The organism is Pedobacter sp. SAFR-022 (assembly GCF_051965375.1).
Taxonomy (GTDB): Bacteria; Bacteroidota; Bacteroidia; order Sphingobacteriales; family Sphingobacteriaceae; genus Pedobacter.
In genome coordinates this window covers 496,820-520,775 of sequence record NZ_JBQCME010000001.1, presented here as the reverse complement: position 1 = coordinate 520,775, position 23,956 = coordinate 496,820, and the positions used below count along the sequence as shown (strand labels likewise).

Sequence of the window (23,956 nt, the reverse complement as noted above, 5' to 3'; positions counted from 1 at the left end):
TAGCGCCATAATTGCATTGCAAATAAAATTGTACGGGCTGTATATACGTACGTAATTTCGTTGGGATGTTGATTAATCCAGATTATAATCTTTGTGCTGCGGTACAGAGCGCAGGGGCTCGCCTTTCATCTCCCGCAGCGTATTTTCGATCATTGCGCAGAGCGCGTTGAGTGCCAGGTCATTTGATTCTGTGCCGAAAGGATCTTCGAGTTCATCGGCAACTGCTTCCAGCGCCACAAAGGTATAAGCGATAAAAGTGACAATTAGAGGCATCATCCAGCCCAGGCTGTCGACAAAGCCAAAAGGAAGCAGGAAACAGTAAATATACACCGTGCGGTGCAGTAGAACCTTGTAAGTATAGGGAATGGGCGTGCTGGCAATGCGCTCACAGCCACCGATGATGTCGGAAAGTGCATTAAAATTATGATCGATGTTGGCTGCCAGGAGAGGGTCGATCTGTTGGTTGGTACGAAGCGCTTTGAGCCAGCTGCCCATCTCCAGTACGAGCAGATTCGGAATGTACCTGGCATGGACAAACCGTTCGCGGTCTGCTGTACCGAGCAGTCTGCCGAGGTCCTCGCCGGCATCTGTATTGCGGAGCTGGTGTTTACAGCAGTAGGTGAAGGCAATCAGCAGGTTCACAAACCTGTTCGCTGCGTTATTACCATCGGGGAGGTCGCTGAGGGTTTGTGCCTGTCTGGCAAGCGATCTGGTGGTGTTTAATAATGCGCCCCAAAGTTTACGTCCCTCCCAAAAACGGTCGTAGCTTACGTTGTTGCGGAAGCCCAGGAATATGGCCAGCGCAATGCCGAAGAGTGTGAATGGCGCCGGGTTAAGCTGGATCTTAAAGTTGAAAAGCACACCGTTGAAATACAGGACCAGCAGGCTCAGGGCGAATAGCAGACCCAGGCGGTAAAGCAGGCGTGGTAGCACGGAACCTCGCCAGATAAAGAGCATTCTGAACCAGTTTTCTTGTTTTCTGATAATCATAAAAAATAAATTGCTTTTGGCACGGCGCCGCTGGTGGCATAGGCTTTGTGAAACAATGAGAAATAACAACCTAAACCTTTAACCTATGAAAAAGTTTTTCTTAACACTGCTTGCGGTTGCAGGCTTCGCCGGGCTAACCGCTCAGGCACAAATTCAACGTGGTAACGTCATGGTCGGCGGTAACCTTGCAGGGATCAATTTCGGAATCGATGACCCACATGTTTTTGAATTTAACATTTCTCCTAAAGCTGCCTGGTTTGTGCAGGACAACATTGCCTTAGGTGCCTATGCGAATTTCGGGTTGCAAACCGCGAAGAACTCGGCAACCACCATCAGCTATGGTGTGGGACCTTTGGCGCGTTACTACTCCGGATCAGATGTTGAAGTCCTGAATCATGGCCGTATCTTCGGAGAGGTTACAGCCGGATTGGGTGGGCTTAACGTAAGTCAGGGTGGTGGTAATACCAACGGCTTTGATTTTAGTTTTGGTCCAGGCTTCGCATACTTCATTACACCGAACATTGGTTTGGAGACACTGGTGAAGTACAATGGACTAACTGGATTTGGTAACGAGGGGTACCAACATAAACTTAATCTGTCTTTCGGATTGCAGATCTATCTGCCAGGCAGAGGTACTGCAGCGAAGGTATCTCGCGATGTAAGATAATGTAGGCATCAATAGGAAGACCGGTTTGTAGCACATCTTGCCACAAACCGGTTTTTTTATGTCCTGTTGTATGGAATGGTACAAAATCTTTATAAATTAATAGTCCTTAACCAGATACCCGTATGCCCGCTAACGATCGTCTCGTAAACTCCTATAAATCATCGGCTACACCTTGTCTTTTCTTACTGCCTGACTCTCCAAAATTCACGGTGATCGATGCGAATGAGGCTTATTTGCGTGCAACCGGCAAGCAGTTGAGCCAGGTGATCGGGTGCAGAATGTTCGATATCTTTCCTGAAGGCGGTGGTGAGGAAAACCAGAAGCGGGTAAAGGCATTTAGATCTGCTTTAGAGAATGCATTCCGTTTGAAGAAGCCGAGCAAGGTACGTCTGCAGCGGTATGATTTGGTGATGGACGGGCGATCTGAGGCACAAACCAGGTTCTGGAATACGGATACTACGCCGATTATGGATGCAAATGGTCAGGTGTTGTACCTGGTACATACGATTGTTGATGTGACGGACTTCGTTACGCAGCAAAGCCGTGGAGAAAAGGAAGGACAATCCTTGCATGATAGCTTCGCACATCCTTTGTTTAACGACTATCCGGAGGCGATGGCTACGCTTGATCTTTACGGCAATTTTTTGGATGTGAACAAGATCTTTGCCGACCTGAGTGCTTTTAAGCGGGAGGATCTATTGTCGATATCTTTCCTTCCATTGATCCCGGAAGTTGACTTCCAGCAGGTGTTCGAGGCATTCCAAAAATCTATCAAAGGAGAAATACAGAACCTGGAAAGCCAGGCGCTAACCGCTGACGGTAAAATGTTGGTGCTGAATTTAACCTTTATCCCCATCATCATCAATAATGAGGTGTTGGGCGTTTATATGATTACCAAGGATCTTACACAGCTGCGGGAAGCGGAAGCACAAGCTGAGGCGAAGCAAAAGCAGCTGGTAGAGATGATGGAGAGTATTCAGGACGGCTTTTTTGCAATGGATCAGGACTGGACGGTGACCTATTGGAATAAAGAAGCGGAGCGCATCCTGAATACACCAAGATCGGAGATCATTGGGAAAAACCTTTGGGACTTTTTTCCTACTGCACTGGAATACACCTTTATCGATGCTTATCGCAAGGTGCTTTCCACAAAGGAATCTGTGCGTTTCGATGAGTACTTACCTTCGAAAAACATGTGGCTTGAGGTGTCGGCTTATCCGAATAATGACGGACTAAGTATCTACTTTCGGGATGCTACGGTTCGGATTAAGGCGAAGCAAGAATTACAGGATACTAAAGAGCGTTATGAAAAGCTATTTGATTTTAGCCCCTTTCCAATTTGGGTGTACGATATAAAAACATTGAGGTTTCTGGCGGTGAATGCTGCAGCAACAGAGACCTATGGTTACTCAGAGGCTGAATTCATGGAAATGGATGTTCGCTTTATGTATCCGCCAGATGAACAGCACGTTCTTCAGCAGATACTAGAGGAGAAAGCCTGGACCAGGAAAGTGAACAAAGCGCAGGTGCGTCTGGCTAAGAAATCAGGGGAAATCCTGACTGCTGAAATCCTTAGTCAGCCACTGACCACCTGGAATGATACTGCCCGGATCATTGTTGCGCAGGACATCACTGACCGGATAAAAGCAGAGGAAGCGTTGAGAGCGAGTGAACAGCGCTTTAAGGCGCTGGTGCAGGATGGGTCTGACCTCACTGCAATACTTGATTTATCGGGGACGTTCAAGTATGTGAGTCCATCGACCAAGCGCGTGTTGGGGGTAGATTCGGAAATGCTCATGCATAAGAATATTTTTGAGTTTATCCACCCCGAAGATAAGGCCCGGGTGGTTGAAGGCTTCAGTAACCTGGGCATATCTAAATCAAGGCGGCTCGAACCTTTCCGGGTTGTCATAGGTGCTAAACAACATCGCTGGATCGAAATTTTCATCACAGACCTGAGTGAGGAACATGCTGTTGGGGGCATCGTGATCAATGGGCGGGATGTAACGCAGCGGATTAACAATGAACGTAAGATCAGGGCTAACCTGGAGCATTATAACCGTATCTCGAGGGCTACCGTAGATGCCATTTACGACTGGGATCTGCAAACAAATCGATTGACCTGGAGCAAGGGCTTTCAGGAGATCTTTGGCTACGACTGCTGCGACGGCAAAGATCAGACGCTAAGCTGGCTTGATCTGGTCCATCCTGAGGATCAGCAACAGTTAGTGGACCAGATCTTTATCCACCTGCGTGATAAGAAAACAAGATGGAAGCAGCAGTACCGTTTCCTGGCTGCAGGGGGCATCTACAAGGCGGTAATTGATCGTGGTTTCTTCGTGTTTAATGCCTCCGGGGAACCGGAACGCATGATTGGCGCAATGCAGGATGCAACGGAACGGTTAACCTACATCAGTAATATGGAACAAGAGCATAAGTATTTGAAGGAGATCTCCTGGATGCAAAGCCATGTTGTGCGTGCACCACTTGCCCGGATTATGGGCTTGTCGGAATTGCTGACCTATAATGAAGGTAAGATTACGAATAAAGAACTACTGTCGCATCTAACGGACTCTGCCCGTGAACTGGACCAGATCATTACCGCGATACTTGCAGAAACCGACAAGAAGCCAGAGCCCGGTAATTGAAAGCTTTAGAAAACAGAAAGGATCCAGGTGTTGTGGCTGGATCCTTTCTGTTGTTATTTGAAGTGTTTAATTTAGATTAGACCCTTGCAGTACTTGTCCCAATACTGAATCAGGATCTTCTTGCCGAAACGGGTGTGACCTTTGCCTAAAGCTGGGGTAGGTGTAAATTCACCGAATACCGCGCCGCGATTGGTTGCGTAAAAGTCTAAGCGTACAAAGATGCCGTATGCCTTGCTCAGGCTCTTGGCCTGGCGAACCATATCCGGGAAACATTTTGGTGCCGGACCTTTTTCTTTAGGTGGATAGAACACATGTACTTCGTTGATTTGGTTCCAATGCTCGTCATAGAAGGTTGCGAAGCCGGTTTTCGGACCTAAGCGTTTAATCTCCCAAACCACTGCAATCTCGCCGTTGAAGCAGAAGAACTTATAGTCGGTAAGCACATTGTATTCACCTTCTTCATTCTGAAGGAATTCTTCAATTAGAAACTCCTGATCTGCTTTCTGGCCGACAGCTTCTTTAAGTTCCGCAACGATTTCTTCCGGTGCATATCTTTTTCCATCAAACAGATTTGTACCATGATCCATGACAAACACCATTTTTGAGGAGTGTCCTGTTGTCGGCCGGATCACATAATATGGAGGAAGTTTGCTAAAGTCGATATTATCAACGTCAGCGCCACGCCAGTACAGTTCGGGTACCTGGCAGCCTTGCATCAATGCAAACTCACGTGCATTAGCTTTATTGCTCAGCTTGCGCTGCCAATAAGGGACATCCATCCATTTTTCTATTGGATCAGTATGGGACATACGGACATTTCTGATCTTCTCAGAAGCTGGGTCAGCCCAGAATGCATTATGTCTTCTTACGATTCTATCAGAGAACTCTCCACTGTTTAGAATTCTCCTTTTAATATTTTTTAGCATGAGGGCGTAATACGTTGTTAAAATGTTCCAATTTAGTATCGGGCAATCGCCATTTAAGATCAATAAGGGGTTAAATTTAAGGGTAAATAAGTGCCTGGCCAAATGTTAGCTGGTACATTTTAGTGTACAAAAAACATAAGTGGGTTAATTTACTTGTTTTGTTAAAAATCTTTTTGAAGAAGGGAGGCGGGGGTGTTTGGGATTTTGACGGAACGAATCTCGATTTAGAATAGTTTTCTTTTATATAACTGCTCACATCGTTCAGAAGGGTACAGGCAGCAAAAAAAGTTTAAAAAAAAATGTTGTCCGGTAAGAGGTTGATATCCTTGGCTTTAAACCCTAAAATAGCTGTTTTTGACCCATTTAAAGGCCTTTTGGACTTAGATTTTTAAGAAAAAACTGAAAAAACTTTTGCAGAATTAAAACTTGGGTGTATATTTGCACACCGAACAACGAAAAAGACTTCTAAAAAAGCTTAAATGTTGAGAAGGTAACCAAAAGGGAGATTAGCTCAGCTGGTTCAGAGCACCTGCCTTACAAGCAGGGGGTCACTGGTTCGAACCCAGTATCTCCCACCAAAGAAAAGCCTTTCAGTACATACTGAGAGGCTTTTCTCGTTTTCGGCTGGAATATTGTTTATCTTACCTTGAACAGCAACGAAGCCCAGCTTGGCGCAGGTCAAAACTTACGGCGTACGTTATCAAACCTCTATGCAGAATAAAGACCAGCAGATTAATTCACTTATTGAACTTAACGAGACGCTAGAAAACTATTTCGGAAATACGATCATTCCACAACTCTTCGTAGACGCCCAGCTCATCCTGCGGAAATTTACACCACCGGCGATGAAACAGTTCAAACTGGCCAATTCCGATATAGGGCGCCCACTGGCCGAAATCAAAGAGCACTTCCGTTTTCCCGCGTTTATGGATAACATCCGGCACGTGATCAACTCTGGAGAGATCCTGGAAAAGGAAATTCAGACGACAGACATGCGCTGGTACCAGATGAATATCCTGCCTTATTTTATTAAAAAACTAAACCAGACCAATGGTGTGATCATTACATTTGTGGAAATCACAATGCGTATCAAAGACCTGAGAGAACAGGAAAAGCTCATCGCCGAACACGAGATGCTGCTAGACACCATCTCTCATGATATCAAATCTCCACTCACCAGCCTAGGTCTGACTATCGGATTGCTTAAACAAGTCCCGGAAAAAGGTATGGAGCGCTTTCCGGTCTTGCTGGCAAAGGTGGAAAGCAGCATGCTCAACATGCAGCAGATCATCAATGATCTGACGAATGCCCGCTGGAAACAACATAAATATCAGGCACAGGAAGAACTGTTAAGTTTTGAACATATCGTTGAAGATGTCCGCCTGACGCTTGCAGCACAAATTGAAGAGTCGCGTGCGTTGATAACCAGTAAGATTGCTGTCTCGCAGGTGATGTTTGTTCGACGGAAGTTACGCAGCGTTGTTTACAACCTTGTTAACAATGCGATTAAATATCGTGCAAAGGATCGCCGGCTAGAGATCTCAATTGAGACAACGGAAGAAGATGGATTTATGGTGATCCGTATTGCGGATAATGGCAGAGGCATACCTGAAGCTGACTTCAAGAATATCTTCCATAAGTATGAACGACTGGCTGATGATGTTGAAGGCACAGGCATTGGCCTTTATCTGGTAAAAGAAATCATCAGTAATGCAGGCGGTAGAATCACTGTTGAGAGTGAACCGGGAAAAGGCTCTGTGTTTGCAGTGTATCTTAACCTTGAAACAAACTAACTGTTTCGAGCAGCTGAACCCTAAAAGTTCAGCTGTGCCTGTATACGGAGCAGATTGCCGGTTTGATAATTGTCTGGTAGCTCGAAGTCTTCATATCGCCTTTTGGAGAAGTTGTAGCTGCCCACCAGTTCGAACTGTGGTACAGGTTGCCATTCTACACCGAACTCAAAATCGTTAACCTTATAACTTCTGGCATCAAGTTCATGCTTTTTGCCCCCATCGTAGTACTGCGCCCGCAGGAACGGAATAAAGGTCTGATCATTCTTTTTGATCAGATAAGACATGGTTACATATCCACCTTTAAGGTTCTGCACTTCGATGGAATCTGTTTGTTTATTAAACTCAGGACCTTTGCCCACATTGAACTCCGCCTGAATGCCAAAGGGCTTTGGATACAAGACAAACGTCGCTGCCACACGCTGGTCCAGGTAATTACGATCGGCAGTATACTTTACGTCATCGGAAATTTCATTTTCCGGAACCACAAACTTACCGGTATATCCCTGGATGCCGGGCTCAATGATCTGATTGCCTATCGCAAACGGCCAAGTAACCCTGGCTACGGTATGCAGCTCATTATTCTGATCCAGCTGATTCGGTGTCTGCCCGTTGAAAACACCAATGGCGAAGATGCCGAAGTCCCCACTACCTTTAAGTCCGTCCTTCACCAGATTTTTCAGTAGTTCACGTTTCTCTTTCGGAGCCCAGTAAAAGAACACGCCCAGGTCGCGCTCGTTGGTAAAAGCACTATTTAGTGCATCAGCACGATCTAAAGGAATGCGCACCGAGCTGGATTGCATATTCTCAAAGCCGTATGGAATTTTCGTTTGTCCAATTCTAATCCGGTATTCGTTCTTTGAATCCAATCCCAGATCAAAGTAGGCGTCTTTTATCTGTCCGAAATTCAGACCTCCTGAGGTGGAGCTTGCAAAGTCAGGCTGGAAATAAAAGAATACCTGTTTGCCAATCTGCCCGGAAAAGACCAGTCGGGCACGGCGGATGAAGAAACTGCTGTTGCCATTCCAGCTCTTGTCACATTGCTCGCAACCAAGATTGGGATTGGACTGAAATGCATTGTAGCGAGCCTGTATATAACCACGAAGGGAGAAAGTGTCATACCATTTGGGTGTATTGTCTTCTTGCGCGCGAACAGCAGTGGTAAGAGCAATAAATGTTGCCGCAAGAGCAAGTATTTGCTTTAATCTCATTATTAAGAATTTGTTAATGTTCTGGTGTTTGTTAAGAATGTGCAAAGAAAGCACCTTAGCCTCAATTCTGTGCCATTCATTTCGAATATATTCACCAATTCTGGCTTTGGGGCCTTCACAGCTCAGGAAAGCACCTCTTCAAGCACCTGATGTGCACGGATTTCACCGAAAGACGCGGTATGCAAGGTGTAAAATACCAGGATCTTGTTCAGAATGGCACGTCGGTCCAACTTGCTGAGGCTGATTTCATTAAGTTTATCCATTGGCGTGGTAAAAAGCGCAATGAAGATCTGTGCGTCCGTCTTATCCATGTAGTAGGGGTGTACCGGAGGTCGGCTACAGAAAGCCCCTTCCTGCAGGTCGAAGTAGTTTTGACCACTTTTGCCTTCCACGCTCGGTGCAAATCCCAGATATCTGGAAAGTTTTAACAGAAAGGCAAGGTGAAAATTAATACTGGCATGCTGGGCCTCGTCGAACCAGGCTATACTATTGTATATAAAATCAAACAGATGTTCATCCGTATGTTGCTGTCTGATGCTTTTATAAAGCACTTCATTCAGGAACATCACCATGGTACTCTTGATGATATCGTAGGGAATGCTGCGGAATATAGGGGAGGACTGCAGCTCTTTTACACGCTGAATGCCGGTATTCGCTTTAAAGTAAACCACCATTTCCAGCAGGTGTAAAGGCTGCAGCATGTTTAAATTAACCTTTGCCTTTGGTTTCCGTACCCCATTTATCAGGTACGACTGAATACCAAATTTCTCCGTAAATATCTGAACCACTACGCCGGTATCGCCATAGAAGGTGGTTTTCAGTACAATTCCGCGGGTCTTGTGCAGCATAAGATATTTTAAACAAAGATAGTTAAATTGCCTGAAGCGGAATTTATCAAGTACTTTTGCCGCAAGCATTACACCACAATGAGCGAAGCAAAGGACGAAAAAACCAATCTACACCCCCGGAACAAACACCGTTCACGTTATGATTTTGCAGCTTTAGTAAAAGCAGTACCTGCGCTTCGTGATTTCATCAAAATCAATCCTTATGGGGATGAATCGGTAGACTTTGCTGATCCCGGAGCCGTAAAGACCTTAAATGCCGCGCTGCTTAAACACTTTTATGGCATCTCGCACTGGGATATTCCCGTAGGTTATCTTTGTCCGCCGGTACCCGGACGGGCGGATTATATCCATTACCTGGCCGATCTGCTTGCCGAAAGCCATAACGGTGTTGTGCCGACAGGACGGTCACTGCGTGTGCTCGATATCGGTGTGGGTGCCAACTGCATCTATCCGATTGTTGGACATCAGGAATACGGCTGGACCTTTGTAGGCTCTGATGTAGATCGAACGGCGGTTAAATCCGCTCAGAACATTGTTGCTGCAAACCCGGAGCTGCAAGGTGCCGTACAGATCAGACTGCAGGAAAACAAACAGCAGATCCTGAAGGGAATCATCAAACCTGGGGAAACATTCGATTTAACGATGTGCAATCCACCTTTCCATGCCTCAGCAGAAGAAGCTGCAGCTGGCTCCGGCCGCAAACTGCGCAACCTGGGCAAGCAAAGTAAAGTGTTGAATTTTGGCGGTCAGCAGGTAGAGCTCTGGGTGGAAGGTGGTGAACAGGCATTTATTCGCAAGATGGTATTTGAAAGCGCTGAATTGCCAAAATCAAAGACCTGGTACACCAGCCTGGTGTCCAAAAACAGCAACCTGCCTGGTATATACAATGCCTTGGAAAAAGTAAAGGCCACTTCGCTGCGTAGCATCGAAATGGCCCAAGGTCAAAAGATTAGCAGGTTTGTAGCCTGGAACTTCGGTATTTAAGCTACCTGATCCTGGTCCTCCGCAAGTTTAGAATAAATTCTAAGTTGTTTCTTTAAGATTTGTCTTGCCACGTGAATTCTGGTTTTAACCGTGCCGATCGGGATATTCAGCTCATCAGCGATTTCGTGGTATTTATAGCCTTCAAAGTATTTGATGAAAGGCGTATAGTATTCTGGCTGCAGTTTCTCCAGGGCTTTGTAGATGTCGTCCATTACAAACTTGCCCTCACTGCCGTTCATCGAAGCACTTAAGAATAATTTATCGGAAGTCAGGTCATCTGTTACCGTCATGATTCGATCGGTTTTGGAGCTTTTCCTGTAGTTGTTGATAAAGGTGTTTCTCATAATGGTGTATAACCATGCTTTCAAATTGGTTCCTTCCTTAAACTGACTTGAATAGTTGATGGCCTTCAGCATTGTTTCCTGAAACAGGTCGTTCGCATCGTCGGTATCTTTAGTGAATGAGAACGCAAAAGAGAATAAAGAATCTTTATGACTAAAAATGTTTAAGTTAAATGCTTTAGTGTCCATTGTTTAATAGATTTGGTTGATAGATAAACAAATAATAACAATTGACATACCAATTTTTTTTATTTTAACTTTATCCCATGAAATATCAAATCACGTATCAGGCGGCGCGGGTTATTGCTTCTCAGGTTGAGTCGATCTTTAATGAGCACCTTCGTTTAGCCAAAGATCGTGGGGAGATAGACCTGGCACCATTACCGGAAGCGCCGATCGTGGAGATGATCATTGATGCGGCATTTTGGGCCAGTCTCCGCAAGGAGGAAGGCCATTCTCCAAAGATATCCCTGGCCTTTGTAGCCCCAGCGCAGGCCGGAAATCCCTTAATCTTCAAGCAGCGACTATCGCTTACCTCCACTGCCCTGGCTAAGATCGCGCCGGGGGTAGAGCGGGCCGGCATACACCTGGGCGTATGGCATGAAGAGGGTGAAATTTACATCTGGGGAACCACCACCAGCATTCCAAATTTTTGTTTTGTGCTTGACGTTTCTGAACCCAGCTTGCTGGTGATCAAACATCGCCGGTTTTCAGGATTTGGCAAGTTTACCAACGTTGCTGTACTAAAAGGAGAGCAGATTAAGATCGTGGACTCGGGTAGTGGTGCCATGCCAGATACCCCACAACTTGTATTATCCTTATTAGATTTAACGGCACCTTCGTACTGGAATGATGCCGTTAACGTGATGATCCAACTGGCCGTATCCATGCGGGCGCATCAACGCGGCGGAACGTTATTGATCGTATCATCGAAGAACAACAACTGGCTCCATTCGATCATCAAGCCATTTCAGTATGGCGTGCAACCGGCATTCTCGGGTTTATCCAAACTGCTCAACCAGGACCGGAAAGAAGCAAGCCAGATCTTCTGGCAAACGGCACTTCGCAGGGAGGTTGAACATATGGCCGGACTGACCGCTGTTGATGGTGCAACCATTGTAAATGAAAACTATGACTTACTCGCTTTTGGCGCCAAGATCGGACGAGCAAAAGGGAAGGAGACTGTAGATGATATCATCCTGATCGAACCTGTATATGGTGGAGGTGCGGTAACCATGCCAGCGGCCAAGATGGGTGGTACCCGCCATTTATCGGCGGCGCAGTTTGTGAACGATCAGCATGATGCACTCGCGCTTGTCGCGTCCCAAGACGGCCATTATACCTTATTCAGCTGGTCTGAAACAAGGAACATGGTGCAGGCCCACCGCATAGACACGCTGTTGCTCTAAAACTCAAAAAAGGGCATAAAAACCGAAACGAAGGGGCATAAAAAATCCCGGTGGGCAGCACCGGGAAAAAAATTAATTAATGTTTTTCAACTCCTATGAAAATACAATGGCCCCGGTAATCACGGCCAGGAACATGATCAGCATAACAACACGATCTGCGTAAATCCATTGCTGCTTGCTTAATGTCTTCTCAATCTTTTCTTCGCTATGCCTCGCATAGGTCGGAAAAACAGGATTTAATTTGATTAACATAGGTAGATGATTAAAGATGTACTTATCGCGATACAAAGTGTGCGCCAAAGTATTGTCTTACTGGCAAATAATCCTAAGTTTTAGTTTTTCTAAACAAGCTTAACTCAACTGTTAAAGTTGTGCTTCTTGTAAAACTTTTTCAACTCGTTAATCCTTCATTTTCTGTTCCTCCAGACTTTTTCTGAGTACACTGTTCTTTTTACCGTATCCAAAATAAATCGCCATACCGATAGCCAGCCAGACCACCAATCTGATCCAGGTATCTGCAGGTAAAAATAGCATCATGCCAAGACAAACCAGGATTCCGAGTATCGGGATTAAGGGTACAAAGGGTACTTTAAAAGGCCTCACCGCATCTGGATTGGTCTTTCTTAAGATCAGAATGCCCACACATACCATTAGAAATGCCAATAGCGTCCCAATGCTGGTCATCTCCCCAACAATCCGCATAGGCACCAAAGCGGCGAAAGTGGCGATGAAGGCACAAAGCAGGATGTTCGATTTATAAGGAGTTCTAAATTTAGTATGCACCTCTGAAAACACTTTCGGTAATAAGCCATCGCGGCTTATGGAATAGAACATTCTCGATTGTGCCATCAGATCCACCAGGATCACCGAAGTATAACCTACCAGAATGGCCAGAATTACCGCCTGACTAATCCAGTTTATCGGCGTGTTCTGCAAGGCAATCGCAACCGGCGCCCCGCTGTTGGCAAACTCCTTATAGTTTGCAAGTCCGGTAAGTACATGTGCGAAAACACCGAATAATACTGTACAAACCAATAATGATCCTAATATCCCGATCGGCAGATCTCTTGCAGGTTTCTTGGTTTCCTGTGCAGAAGCAGCTACCGCGTCAAAGCCGATAAATACAAAGAATACCAATGCTGCACCCCGCAGGATGCCCGACCAGCCATACTCACCGAAAACACCGGTGTTTTGCGGGATGTAAGGTTGATAGTTCTCCGGATTGATGTATTTCCAGCCCATGGCAATGAACACCACAACCACACCAACTTTCAGGAAAACGATGATTGCATTCACGATTGCAGATCCCTTTGCGCCTCGAATAACCACCATGGTCATGATGATCACGATCATTGCTGCGGGAATATTGATCCAGCCGTTTACCATGCGGCCATCTGCAAGTTGCGCAGTTTCAAAGGGCGACATGGTGAGTTGTGCCGGAAGATAGATGTTGAAGGAAGCTAAAAACCTGGTGAGGTATTGCGACCAACTCACGGCCACGGTAGCACAGCCTACAGAATATTCCAGGACCAGGTCCCAGCCAATGATCCATGCAAAAAACTCGCCCATGGTAGCGTAAGAGTACGTGTACGCGCTACCCGCCACCGGAATCATGGAAGCAAACTCTGCATAACACAAGGCCGCTAAACCACAGCCTAGGGCCGCAATGAAAAATGATATGGTAACAGCGGGCCCTGCATAGGTGGCTGCCGCAAGACCAGTGATGGAAAATAAACCGGCGCCAAGTGTCAGTCCTACACCGATGAGTATCAGGTTAAAAGGCCCTAAGGATCTCTTAAGGGAGTGTTCGTTGCTCTCGTTTGCTTCAACGAGAATCTGATCAATGGATTTCTTTAGCATAAAGAATATGGAAATAGTCGACAAAAGTAGTAGATGATGCGTTATTAACCATGTAAAGTTCTTGTGTAAATTTTATATGGCTGATATACAAATGGTTACAATTAGATGAATGTTTAATATAGTACTATGTATTGCATATTACTGTATTAAACATATATCTTTGTTTTATGATAGCAGAAAATACGCAAACACAAATGCGCAAGGGCATACTCGAATACTGTGTGCTTCTGATAATATCGAAAGGGGAGATCTATGCTTCTGATATTATTGCGGAACTAAAGAAGGCCAGATTGCTGGTGGTGGAGGGTACGCTTTACCCATTATTAACCCGCTTAAAGAACAACGGTTTGTTGAGCTATAACTGGGTTGAATCAACCTCTGGTCCCCCCAGAAAGTACTATCTGCTAACCGCTGAAGGAAAAGAAATACTAAATAAACTGGACATCACCTGGATGGAGTTGTCTTACGCCATAGAAACATCAAAACAAACGAAATCATGAAAAAGACGCTCAACATAAATATTGGAAATTCAATCATCTTGATTGAAGAGGACGCTTATGAAATGTTAACAGCTTATTTGAATGAGATTAAATTTCACTTTTCAAAGAATGCTGATCATTTCGAGATTGTCACGGATATAGAAAACCGTATTGCGGAGATGTTTCGCGATATCCTTGCACAACAACAAAAACAGGTGATCGGCATCGATGATGTGCAGTCGGTCATTGCACAGATGGGTTCTGTGAAAGACTTCGAGTCGGCAGATGAGGCAGAAGAAAGCGGTTATGAAGATACGATCAGTGGGGTTAAGAAGCTCTACCGTGATACAGACGAGGCCTATATTGCTGGTGTTTGTGCTGGCTTAAGTCATTATGCCAACGTTGATGCCAAGTGGTTCCGTTTATTATTTCTGGTTTCCTTGTTCTTTGCTGGTTCGGGCATCGTTGCTTATCTAATCATGTGGATCCTGATTCCGCGGGCTGTTACACGTTCGCAGCGGATGTATATGAAAGGGCAGCCGGTAAACCTGCACGGCTTTATTCGCAACTTCGAAGAAGAGCTTGCCGGGAATCAACTGATTAACCGTTCACGTGGTTTCTTTGTAGAACTTGCCGAAGCTGCGGGGCGACTCGTTAGAACTTTGGGAAAGACTTTCTTCAAGGTAATCGCTGCGCTCATCATCATCTTTGGTACCTGCTTTTTTCTAAGTCTGCTGGTTGCACTTGCGGTGTTCTTTGGCTTCTGGGATGCGAACCCAAGTGATTATTTTCCTTTAAATATTGTAAATGATGATTATCTGTCATCCATGGTGGTGGCGTTCTTTATTGCCATGGCAGTGCCTGTAATTGCGCTGGTGCTCTTTGCAATCCGGGTTGCGTTTAACACCAGAGCAATAAACCGCACGGTATCCTTTGCCCTCCTTGTTGTGTGGTTAGGCGGCGTAATGGTGAGCATCTTTTACATCACTAAAGTATTCTCCGAGTTTAAAGAAGAAGCGGCTTTCACACAGGTCAGAGAGTTGAAGAAATATGATGCCTACACATTAGTCCTGGATCGTTCCAGATTCTTTTCTAAGGAGGATAGCGTAAAATACCAGATCAATACCGACAAATACCGGGGTAAAGTGATCCTGAATGAAATGGACGATCCCTTTAACCTGCCAAGAAATGTGCGCTTAAATATTGAGAAAAGTGATAACGATCGCGTTACACTTACGCAGAACAACAGTTCGCATGGAAAGAACTTCGAGGCGGCATTAAGCCATGCACAGAACATCCGTTATGACTTTAGTCAGCAGGATTCCCTGTTAAACTTCAGTCCTTTTCTTCAGCTTAACCGCAATACAAACTGGAGAGATCAGGAGGTGGAGTTAACGCTTAAGGTTCCGGTAGGGGTCAAGTTGTTCCTGACGGACGATATGGACCGCCTAAACTTTAGCTTCGACTACTGGTCATGTGATGGCGAAGAGGCACGGAAGGTCTGGGTCATGACAGAAGAAGGCTTAAAATGTGGTGTACCGAACTAATATATTCTTGTTAAACAAAAAAGGAAGGTTTTAAACCTTCCTTTTTTGTTTTAGACCTTTAATAATTTCTTACACCTTCTTATTTATTTGACCGTATAGCGGTAAATGAATCGACCGGGATTACCGTTAACGTCAAGTCCCTCTACGATGGCCTTGTAAGTACCCTTACCATCGGCATTGTAGAATTCGAATGAGCTTGCGCCGGTCGTGGCGTCGGTTACCACCTTAGGGTTCCAGAATATGGTGCTTCTAAGATCAGTGGTATTGTAGGTTTTACCAGGCAGGTATTTCGGTGCATAGAACTCACGATCTTTGCTGAAACCTTTTGGACTAAACTTCAGGGTGTTGCTCTCTGGAATCATTTTCTTCAGATCAGCGATGCTCATCTTGGTTTTTTCCACCTTTTTCATGTTGATGGAGATGACCCCGTTGCTGTTGTATGTTCTGCTTACCGTTCCAACATCGTCTCTAAGGAAGATCTCAATCGACTCAATCTCTGAAGGGTTCACACCATTGATCGAAAACAGATCTACCGGCGTGCCCGCAAGGAAAACTTGTACGGGTACCCTTCTGCCAGCATTATAGTCACGGGTGATGTAGAAGTTGTTTTCATAGAACGTCAGGCCTGTTGCCATCGTTTTCAGGCAGTTGATCAGGTCGCGACAGTTGCCCAATCGCTCACCATCAATCTGGTGATCTGCGACCATGCTTAAAGTGGTTAAAGCAGAGTAATCATTGTGCGATACCTTTTTAACAGGCGCACCTTTAATTACAACCTCCTTCAGGTTGTTCAGGAACCGGTATTGTTTTTTACTGTTTGCCAGGTAATTGTTCAGCGTGCTGTCAATATTCTGCACTTCATCGGGCGCATTGATGTTTTTGGTAATGGCCGCTGCCGGGGATTGATCCAGCATGATCATCATATTATTGGAGTTGGCGTTGTATTTTGCGCTGATCACCACTTCTGAGGAATCCGGAATGTTCAGATTTTTGAAGGTAAACAGCCCGGAAGGACTGGTCAGGATCTCCTGTGAAATGGGCTTATTGGTTACGGTTAGCCGTAGCGCACCTTTCTTCACCGGCATCCCCGTGCGGTCGCGCAATGTCCCGGTAATGTCCATTCCTTGTTCCGGATAGTAGGTGATTGGCGTGTATTTATTCGCCAGGATATCTTTATATACAAACCTGCGATAGCCTTGTGTCAGCAGCAGCACGTCAAGATCAGCTACTTTCTTATCGTTGATTTTGTTAAAGTAATAGTTTGGTCGCTCGATATAGCCCTGAAGGTCGGAGGTTAGCAGCAATGCGCTTAAGATCGTCGTTTCTGCATCATCGTTAAATGGCACTTTCTGCTCATCAATTACCGTTACCGAGAAATTACCGGCAATTTTCTTGGTGGAATCTTGTGCGGTTACGGTCATCTTCACCTTCTGACGTGGCTTGTAGGTCGCCAGGTCGGTGCTGATCTTCAGGTTCAAGGCATCTTTATGCAGTACAAAGGCCAGACGCTCGGATGCCGGTTCGCCGGTCGCAGAAAAAAGTGTCAGCTGCACAATGCCCGAGGGGAACTTGTCCTTCGGGATTTTTGCCGAGGTTACCTGATTCTGAAGCATCGTTTGCGCAGCGTAATAAACGACGTTGTTATGCTGTGCAACAAGAAATAGCGGTTTGCCTTTGTTCGCCTGGAAGTATGCTTCATTGGCAACAATCTTGACACCAATTACATCAGCAAGGGTGTTGCTCACCTGCAGGTTCACGCCAGAGGCCTTTGCTGCAGGAATCTGGAACACCTGTTTACTTCCATCTTTGAAGGTGATGTTTGCTTTGTAGGTTTTTGAAGGCTCCGGATTCAGGTAAAAAGCACCCATGCCCAGGTGACTGGAGCTGATTGCGGTAACCTGGTTGCCGTCATTATCGGTTACATTACCGGTAAAATCGATACCAAGGCCATTCGGCTTTACCGCCTTTATTGCAACCTGGCTTGGCAGGCCGATGTACAACTCGCCACCTTCAGGGAAGAACTGCAAATCGATGTTTCCAACCTGTGGTTTAATGTTGAAGCTTGAGCTCAGTATTTCTTTGTCAGCCAGGACGAGGTCCGTATACAGCTCACCCGACTTAATGAAATTCTCCTTTTTGGTGTTAATTTCTACGTTCAGGAAGCCGTTTTGGTCTGTGGTGCCGCGACCTTTGGCTACAACATCGTAGGAGGATACCATGCGCCAGTTTACCACTTTGTTGCTTAGCGGCAGTTTTTCTTCATTCCTGAACTGAATACGGGCGTTGATGGTTTGGCTCTTATCCGATTGGGTTGCGTTGTATTTAATGTTTGTGAACAGACGTTTGTCAATGGCATCTCCAATGGCAATGGTTTTTGTGAAGTAATATTCCTGCGGGAAGTTTAACATCCATACTGTATAGGCTTTAACATAATAGTTACCCTGTTTGTACAGCTCCAGATCGAGCGGAATGTGACCTGTCGCCACACTGTTGTTCACTGGGAGCTTCAGAGAAGTCACCAGGGAGTCTTTTTCATTGAGCACATCAACGTAAACTATCTTACTAAGCTGTGAAGGCAGGTTCTGCTCTGAGCTGAGGTAGGCTTTAAACCAGATGGTATCTGCAACGCTATAATATGGTTTGTCGAAATGCAGGTAAACCTTTTCTACGGGTTGTGTCTGGGAAAGCCTTTTTGTTTTCTCAAGGATGTTTTGCAGTACTGCCGTGTCTTGTTGTGGACTGGCTTGGGCAGCTGCGGAAAAATGTAAGCCCAGGGTTAGGAAAGTGAGGGCAAATACAATTTTGATATACTTCATGGATTCGTTTTAACCTTTTAATCTGGCTAATATATTGATTTATAAAAGGTGTAGGCTAATCAAAACACTTAGTTTAACATATTTTGACATTTCCGTTCGCTATGCTCCATTAGGATCCGGTTTTTCCACATCTTCTCAAAAGCGTATCAAAATTTTTCCTGCTTTTACACGGATATACCCAATTTGAGGATTGCTTAAACGGTTGTGCAACAATACGTTAATTTTGGTGCGCATTTAATTTAAATTAACGTTTATGAAATCATTCTACCTAAAGGCCCTATGGGCTGCTGCACTCGCTGTAACGCTCTCGGCTTGTGAGAAAAAAGCAGAAAACTTTGAAAAATCTTCGGAACAAGTAGCTGCAGCTACATCTGAGCTCGTGTATCCAGTGCCGTCAACGGAATTGCCAGACAATATCCTTCCGGAAAGAAAGTTGCCAAGAGCAGTTTTGACTAAGGGCTATATGTACAAGAATATTAAGGTCAAGCTTATTGATACAGTTTGCGCCGAATATATTCAAGGCACTAAAAAGTTAGGCTTTTCAAATTTAACTGAACGCGTTTTTTATAATAGATTCGGAAGCGCAGAACTAAAGTTTATTGTAGATCATGAATTTAATAATCGTGGGTTTGCCCGCCTTACTCCCGGTGCGAATGGTTGGTGGACGCACTGGAACTATAGCCCTTATACCGAATCTGAATATCCAGAAGTGCTATTTGCCCGGAATCGTTGGGGTGGTGAGGTTAGAGGAGAGAATGGTATAACCCTGCTTTTAAACAAAAGGGTAACAACCTTTGGGTTTGAAATTGCGCCAAATGTCACCGGTAAGGATTTCAGGGTATCGGTAACTTATCCTAGTGGTTCGACATACCGTGCACCTACGTTATTTAGCGTATCGCAGACCATCAGTTCTCCCTCAGGTGCAAGGCTGATTGCTGTAAAATCTGAGGTGCCATTTGATTATGTTATGATTGATGTTGAAGGTATGACGTTTAGGGAGGCTGGCTTTGCCATTGCGAACATCAGGTATGCCCTAGCAGAATAATAACAGGACTGAATGCCTTTAATCTGCATAATTACAAACCATATTCAGAAACACATGGATCCCAGTTCAAACACACATCCCGTGTGCGGTTGATGTGCGTGTCATCTGGCTTTGATGTGCGCTTGATGTGCGTTTGATCAAAAGCTTGTATTTTCCTGAAATGGCTATACAGAAAAGCCTGTCTTCATTAAACTGAGGACAGGCTTTTCAATTTTAACTGATCGAATCTACTGGTCTAAAGTGATTACAAAATTCTCGACTGGCTTACGTACTTTCTTAAGGTTAATCAACCAATCGCCTGCGGCATCGCGGTATCCCAAAGGCAGTATGGTTGTACTTTTCAAGTGGTATTTTTCCAGGCCAAGCAGCGCATCTAGCTTCTCGTTGTCAAAACCCTCCATTGGAGTAGCGTCAACTTCCAGTTCTGCGGCCTGTGCAATGGCAAGTCCAAAGCCAATGTAGGCTTGTTTTGCAGCGTGATGATGGTTTTCTGTTGCAGATCGGTTCAGATATAGACCCAACAAGGATTTTACATAATCTTCTGTTGCCGAATCCGGTACACCACGTTCCGCATTCATCCTGGAAAAAACCGTTCTGATCCGTTCTTCAGTGTAGTTGTCCCATGCTGCAAAAACGAGTAAATGTGAGCAGTCGATTACTTGCGACTGGTTATTTGCTATTGGTGCAATCAGAGCCTTAAGTGCAGGGTCGGTAATTACCACTACATTAAATGGCTGTAAGCCAGATGAAGTAGGTGCAAGGCGTGCGGCTTCAACGATCTGGTCAACTTTCTCCTGTGGAACGGCTTCTCCGTTCATTTTCTTGGTGGCATAACGCCAATGTAGGGCTTCAATAAGGTTCATAGTTCTAGATTATCCGTGATAATGATGCTGCGCAAATTTATAAACTAACATCAGTTTAGGCCTGTGGTTTGCGAAGGTTGACTAAAAAATGATATGTAAAATTTTGTTAATAATGTGAAAGTAAAATTGTTACTTTGTTATGCATGCATACATAATTCAATGGCATGCAACATTTAACGTACCTTAATTATGAAAAAAATTCTACTCGGTTTATTGACCGCATTACCCTTTTGGGGATTCTCTCAATCCTTTCAGGTAAATCTTCAGGGGCAGAAACAAATTGCCATGGCAGGGGCCGGAACAGGGCTTGCTATAGATGAGGCCTCCGTGTTCTTCAACCCTGGTGCAGTTTCATTTTTAGAGCAAAATGGCATCCAGGGTGGTGTTAGTGCCCTTTATCTGAAATCGGCATTCCGCGAAACTGGTTCTAACATTACAGAGTATAATAAAGACAAAATTGCACCGCCCTTTCAGCTTTATGGCGTATGGGGCGCTCCGGGTAGCGACCTGAAGTTCGGTTTAGGTGTGTACACCCCTTTCGGCGGTGCCATGCACTGGGATGAAGACTGGTCAGGTAAATACGCGGTAACTTCATTAGATCTTCAGGCCATCTATATTCAACCAACAGCAAGTTATAAAATCACCGAAAACATTGGTATTGGTGCCGGGTTGGTTTATGCACTAGGAAAAGTTGATCTTAGACGTGCTATTCCGATCTTTTTGAACAATGGACAAGCGAGCACTGCCAAACTTAAAGGCAGTTCAGCCGATCTTGGATGGAATGCGGGTATCTATATCAAGGATCTTTTCGGAGGTTTGTCAGTTGGTATTACGCACCGTTCACAGGTAACCGCCAAGGTAACTGACGGTGATGCGATTTTCGTTGTTCCAGAAGTTTTGGCCTCAGGATTTCCGACAAAATTCAATGCAGAGCTTCCTTTGCCTGCAACCACCAGCATCGGTTTTGGTTACAGCGTTTCGCCAAGCACAACCCTTGCTCTAGATGTAAACTGGGTAGCCTGGAATAAATACAAAGAACTGGCATTCGACTACGATAACAATTCGACAATTGATGACACCCAATCGCCTCGTAACTACAAAGATGCAGGTGCGATCCGTTTGGGGGTGCAACACCAGTATAATGAGCAATTTACAGTTAGAGCAGGTGCAGGTTATGCAATTACACCGGTGAAAGATGGCTATGTAACACCCGAAGTGCCGGATGCAAATCGTATAATCCTGAGTGCAGGTTTCGGTTACCAGCCTACTGAAAAGCTTGGTATTGATTTCTCTTTCTTATATGAAAATGTTAAGTCAAGAACGCAAACCAATATTGAAACCGGTCTTGCCGGCGACTTCAAAACTGCAGTGTATATCCCGGGTATCTCTCTATCTTACAAATTCTAATCGTTCTCAGAAAATGAAAAACATGATGAAAAAAAACTATGTAGCTAAAAGCCTTTTGGCATTGGTTGCAGCCGGAGCAATTGCATCCTGCAAGCCTAGTTTACAGGAAAATATTCCAAGTAATGGGGAGGTTGATTTCAGTCGCTATATCGCTGTTGGAAATTCACTGACCGCAGGATATGCTGACGGTGGGCTATATCTGGAAGGACAGCAGAATTCCTTTCCGGAGATCTTGGCCAAGCAGTTTAAAGCTGTTGGTGGGGGTGACTTCAATTCGCCGTTCTTTAGCGAAGCACAGGCAAATGGATCAGGCTATCTGCAGTTTAATGGCTTTGGGCCCACTGGAAGCCCGATAATGGGTAATGTAACAAACAATACTGCCTGGACCAGCGCTGCAAGAACGAGTCTGGCAAAATACGATGGGACTTTTAACAACTATGGTGTGCCAGAGATGAAAGTAGCGTTATTGGAGTCTAACGGCTACGCATCCAACAATGTTTATTTTGCACGTATCCTTGGATCAGCTGGTGGCAATAGTAAGTATATGGATTTCGTTGAAGCAGCTATGAAAGACCAGAAAGCCACCTTTTTTTCCTTTTGGGAAGGTCAAAATGATATTCTTGGTTTTGCATATACCGGTGGGTCACAACCTTTAACGCCAGTAACGCAGTTTGAAACCTTGTATAATAGAACCGTCAACAGACTTATCGGCGATGAAGGTCGAAAAGGTGTAGTGGGTACAATTGGTGACGTGCTTGGAGTTCCTTATTTCAATGTTGTTACCCTGAAAGCACTTCAGGGTGCTGTAGCAGCGGTTATGCCAAATGCTACATTTTACGTAAGAACAGGTGCTAACACCACCGTAATGGCAGATTCTACATTTAAATTTACCCTGCCATTAAGCTCTTCTGGTCTCATCGGTGTTCCTGATGCGCAGAGACGCCCATACGGTTTGCATCCTGGAAATCCAATTACCAGTAACTGGGTGCTTGATCCTGAAGAGCAAGCGCAGATTAAAGCCCGTACAAACGAATACAACGCCATTATCAAAGAAATTGCTGCATTGAATAAACTGGCAATTGTTGACATCGATGATTTGATGAATCAGTTTGCGACACCTAAGATGGTTAATGGTGCTGCCATCAGCACCGCATATATCACCGGGAATATTTTCTCTTTAGATGGTATCCATCCAACTCCGCTTGGTAATGCAATAACTGCTAACGCATTCATCAAAGCAATCAATCAGCAGTATAAAGCAAGTGTACCGATCGTAAACATCGCACATTACAGAGGCGTGAAATTTCCTGCAGCTGCTGCGAATTAATCCTTCAAACATTCGTAAATACAACAAGGCCCTGGTAATATTTACCAGGGCCTTGTTGTATTTATGGACCTTGCTAAAGCTATTTCTTCAACTGTGCTTTAAATACTTTTTCCAGCTTTTCCAACTTCGGTTGGATGACCAGCCGGCAGTAAGGTTCATTTTTGTTCTTGTTAAAATAGTTCTGGTGATAAGGCTCGGCAACGTAAAACTTCTGTGCCGGTGTAATTTCCGTAACCACAGGCTTGCCGTAAGCATTGGATTTGTTCAGCGCAGCTTTATATCTTTTTGCAATATCCCGCTGCGCGGCATCGTGGTAGAAAACCACTGAACGGTATTGCGTACCAACATCAGCACCCTGGCGGTTTAAAGTCGTTGGGTCATGGCTTTTCCAGAACACGGCCAACAATTCCTCATAGCTGATCTTTGCAGGATTGAAAGTGATCTCGGTAACTTCAGCATGCCCGGTGGTTCCGGTGCAAACATCCTCATAGCTGGGGTTCACCACATCACCGCCTTCATAGCCCGACTTGATGCTAACAACACCATCCAGACGCTGAAACAACGCTTCTGTGCACCAGAAGCAGCCCATGCCAAAGGTGGCTTTTTGCAACTTCGGCTGTTGCGCCTTCGTGGTACCTATGGAAAGCAATAGAAGTACAAAAATTGAAAAGTATTTCATGATTATTTTGCAGGCTTTAGTGCGCCTGTTCCAAAGTTACGTATACAGCAGGTGGTATAGATTTTCATAGCGCAGCAAAGCGCCAAACATGACAAACTGTTGATTAATTTAGGTGTTGT

The 23,956-nt window shown here is 45.0% G+C and carries 20 protein-coding genes and 1 tRNA gene; 11 read left to right on the top strand and 10 right to left on the bottom strand.

Annotation, left to right across the window (positions count from 1 at the left end; all coding sequences use genetic code 11):
- Positions 1-72 precede the first annotated feature (72 nt).
- Positions 73-990, bottom strand: coding sequence for a bestrophin family protein (locus tag ACTHQF_RS02270; protein ID WP_440428222.1), 918 nt, complete (start codon positions 988-990; stop codon positions 73-75).
- 85 nt (positions 991-1,075) lie between these two features.
- Between ACTHQF_RS02270 and ACTHQF_RS02265 the strand changes: the two genes are divergently transcribed.
- Positions 1,076-1,657, top strand: a complete 582-nt coding sequence (locus ACTHQF_RS02265; RefSeq protein WP_440428221.1) for an outer membrane beta-barrel protein — start codon at positions 1,076-1,078, stop codon at positions 1,655-1,657.
- Positions 1,658-1,779: 122 nt separating this feature from the next.
- Positions 1,780-4,305: a PAS domain S-box protein gene (locus ACTHQF_RS02260; protein WP_440428220.1), complete on the top strand. Its 2,526-nt coding sequence runs from the start codon at positions 1,780-1,782 to the stop codon at positions 4,303-4,305.
- Between the two features lie 71 nt (positions 4,306-4,376).
- On the opposite strand, the gene ACTHQF_RS02255 is transcribed toward ACTHQF_RS02260, so the two are convergent.
- Positions 4,377-5,231, bottom strand: a complete 855-nt coding sequence (locus tag ACTHQF_RS02255; RefSeq protein ID WP_440428219.1) for an ATP-grasp fold amidoligase family protein — start codon at positions 5,229-5,231, stop codon at positions 4,377-4,379.
- A 500-nt stretch (positions 5,232-5,731) separates the two neighbouring features.
- On the opposite strand from ACTHQF_RS02255, the gene ACTHQF_RS02250 reads away from it, so the two are divergent.
- Positions 5,732-5,809, top strand: a tRNA-Val gene (locus ACTHQF_RS02250).
- A 132-nt stretch (positions 5,810-5,941) separates the two neighbouring features.
- The gene (locus tag ACTHQF_RS02245; RefSeq protein WP_440428218.1) at positions 5,942-7,024 is read left to right on the top strand and encodes a sensor histidine kinase; all 1,083 of its coding nucleotides are present in this window, start codon (positions 5,942-5,944) and stop codon (positions 7,022-7,024) included.
- A 20-nt stretch (positions 7,025-7,044) separates the two neighbouring features.
- Here ACTHQF_RS02245 and ACTHQF_RS02240 read toward each other — a convergent pair whose 3' ends face one another.
- Both ACTHQF_RS02240 and recO read right to left on the bottom strand, forming a co-directional pair.
- The gene (locus ACTHQF_RS02240; RefSeq protein WP_440428217.1) at positions 7,045-8,232 is read right to left on the bottom strand and encodes a porin; all 1,188 of its coding nucleotides are present in this window, start codon (positions 8,230-8,232) and stop codon (positions 7,045-7,047) included.
- 122 nt (positions 8,233-8,354) lie between these two features.
- Positions 8,355-9,080, bottom strand: a complete 726-nt coding sequence (gene recO / locus ACTHQF_RS02235) for a DNA repair protein RecO (protein WP_440428216.1) — start codon at positions 9,078-9,080, stop codon at positions 8,355-8,357.
- 78 nt (positions 9,081-9,158) lie between these two features.
- Here recO and rlmF point away from each other — a divergent pair, with 78 nt between their 5' ends.
- Complete coding sequence (gene rlmF / locus ACTHQF_RS02230) at positions 9,159-10,064, top strand: 23S rRNA (adenine(1618)-N(6))-methyltransferase RlmF (RefSeq protein ID WP_440428215.1); 906 nt, start codon at positions 9,159-9,161, stop codon at positions 10,062-10,064.
- Here rlmF and ACTHQF_RS02225 read toward each other — a convergent pair.
- Positions 10,061-10,594: an RNA polymerase sigma factor gene (locus ACTHQF_RS02225; RefSeq protein WP_440428214.1), complete on the bottom strand. Its 534-nt coding sequence runs from the start codon at positions 10,592-10,594 to the stop codon at positions 10,061-10,063. The genes rlmF and ACTHQF_RS02225 overlap by 4 nt on opposite strands.
- A 77-nt stretch (positions 10,595-10,671) precedes the next feature.
- Here ACTHQF_RS02225 and ACTHQF_RS02220 point away from each other — a divergent pair, with 77 nt between their 5' ends.
- Positions 10,672-11,814, top strand: a complete 1,143-nt coding sequence (locus tag ACTHQF_RS02220; protein WP_440428213.1) for a putative sensor domain DACNV-containing protein — start codon at positions 10,672-10,674, stop codon at positions 11,812-11,814.
- 93 nt (positions 11,815-11,907) lie between these two features.
- On the opposite strand, the gene ACTHQF_RS02215 is transcribed toward ACTHQF_RS02220, so the two are convergent.
- Positions 11,908-12,066, bottom strand: a complete 159-nt coding sequence (locus ACTHQF_RS02215) for a hypothetical protein (RefSeq protein WP_440428212.1) — start codon at positions 12,064-12,066, stop codon at positions 11,908-11,910.
- 147 nt (positions 12,067-12,213) lie between these two features.
- Positions 12,214-13,674: an amino acid permease gene (locus ACTHQF_RS02210; RefSeq protein ID WP_440428211.1), complete on the bottom strand. Its 1,461-nt coding sequence runs from the start codon at positions 13,672-13,674 to the stop codon at positions 12,214-12,216.
- Positions 13,675-13,841: 167 nt separating this feature from the next.
- Between ACTHQF_RS02210 and ACTHQF_RS02205 the strand changes: the two genes are divergently transcribed.
- On the top strand, positions 13,842-14,174 hold the full coding sequence (locus tag ACTHQF_RS02205; RefSeq protein ID WP_440428210.1) for a PadR family transcriptional regulator: 333 nt from the start codon (positions 13,842-13,844) through the stop codon (positions 14,172-14,174).
- On the top strand, positions 14,171-15,700 hold the full coding sequence (locus ACTHQF_RS02200) for a PspC domain-containing protein (protein ID WP_440428209.1): 1,530 nt from the start codon (positions 14,171-14,173) through the stop codon (positions 15,698-15,700). The genes ACTHQF_RS02205 and ACTHQF_RS02200 overlap by 4 nt, the downstream gene beginning before the upstream one ends.
- Positions 15,701-15,783: 83 nt before the next feature.
- Here ACTHQF_RS02200 and ACTHQF_RS02195 read toward each other — a convergent pair whose 3' ends face one another.
- Positions 15,784-18,516, bottom strand: coding sequence for a carboxypeptidase-like regulatory domain-containing protein (locus ACTHQF_RS02195; protein ID WP_440428208.1), 2,733 nt, complete (start codon positions 18,514-18,516; stop codon positions 15,784-15,786).
- Positions 18,517-18,769: 253 nt separating this feature from the next.
- Here ACTHQF_RS02195 and ACTHQF_RS02190 point away from each other — a divergent pair, with 253 nt between their 5' ends.
- Positions 18,770-19,561 (top strand): hypothetical protein, encoded by a 792-nt coding sequence (locus ACTHQF_RS02190; protein ID WP_440428207.1) that lies wholly within the window; start codon positions 18,770-18,772, stop codon positions 19,559-19,561.
- Positions 19,562-19,788: 227 nt separating this feature from the next.
- On the opposite strand, the gene ACTHQF_RS02185 is transcribed toward ACTHQF_RS02190, so the two are convergent.
- A complete protein-coding gene (locus ACTHQF_RS02185; RefSeq protein ID WP_440428206.1) occupies positions 19,789-20,424 on the bottom strand; it encodes an NAD(P)H-dependent oxidoreductase in 636 nt (211 codons plus the stop codon).
- A gap of 189 nt (positions 20,425-20,613) precedes the next feature.
- Between ACTHQF_RS02185 and ACTHQF_RS02180 the strand changes: the two genes are divergently transcribed.
- Both ACTHQF_RS02180 and ACTHQF_RS02175 read left to right on the top strand, forming a co-directional pair.
- The gene (locus tag ACTHQF_RS02180; RefSeq protein ID WP_440428205.1) at positions 20,614-21,831 is read left to right on the top strand and encodes an OmpP1/FadL family transporter; all 1,218 of its coding nucleotides are present in this window, start codon (positions 20,614-20,616) and stop codon (positions 21,829-21,831) included.
- A gap of 22 nt (positions 21,832-21,853) precedes the next feature.
- Positions 21,854-23,158, top strand: coding sequence for an SGNH/GDSL hydrolase family protein (locus ACTHQF_RS02175; RefSeq protein WP_440428204.1), 1,305 nt, complete (start codon positions 21,854-21,856; stop codon positions 23,156-23,158).
- A gap of 79 nt (positions 23,159-23,237) precedes the next feature.
- On the opposite strand, the gene msrA is transcribed toward ACTHQF_RS02175, so the two are convergent.
- Positions 23,238-23,837, bottom strand: a complete 600-nt coding sequence (gene msrA / locus ACTHQF_RS02170) for a peptide-methionine (S)-S-oxide reductase MsrA (protein WP_440428203.1) — start codon at positions 23,835-23,837, stop codon at positions 23,238-23,240.
- Between the last annotated feature and the right edge of the window lie 119 nt (positions 23,838-23,956).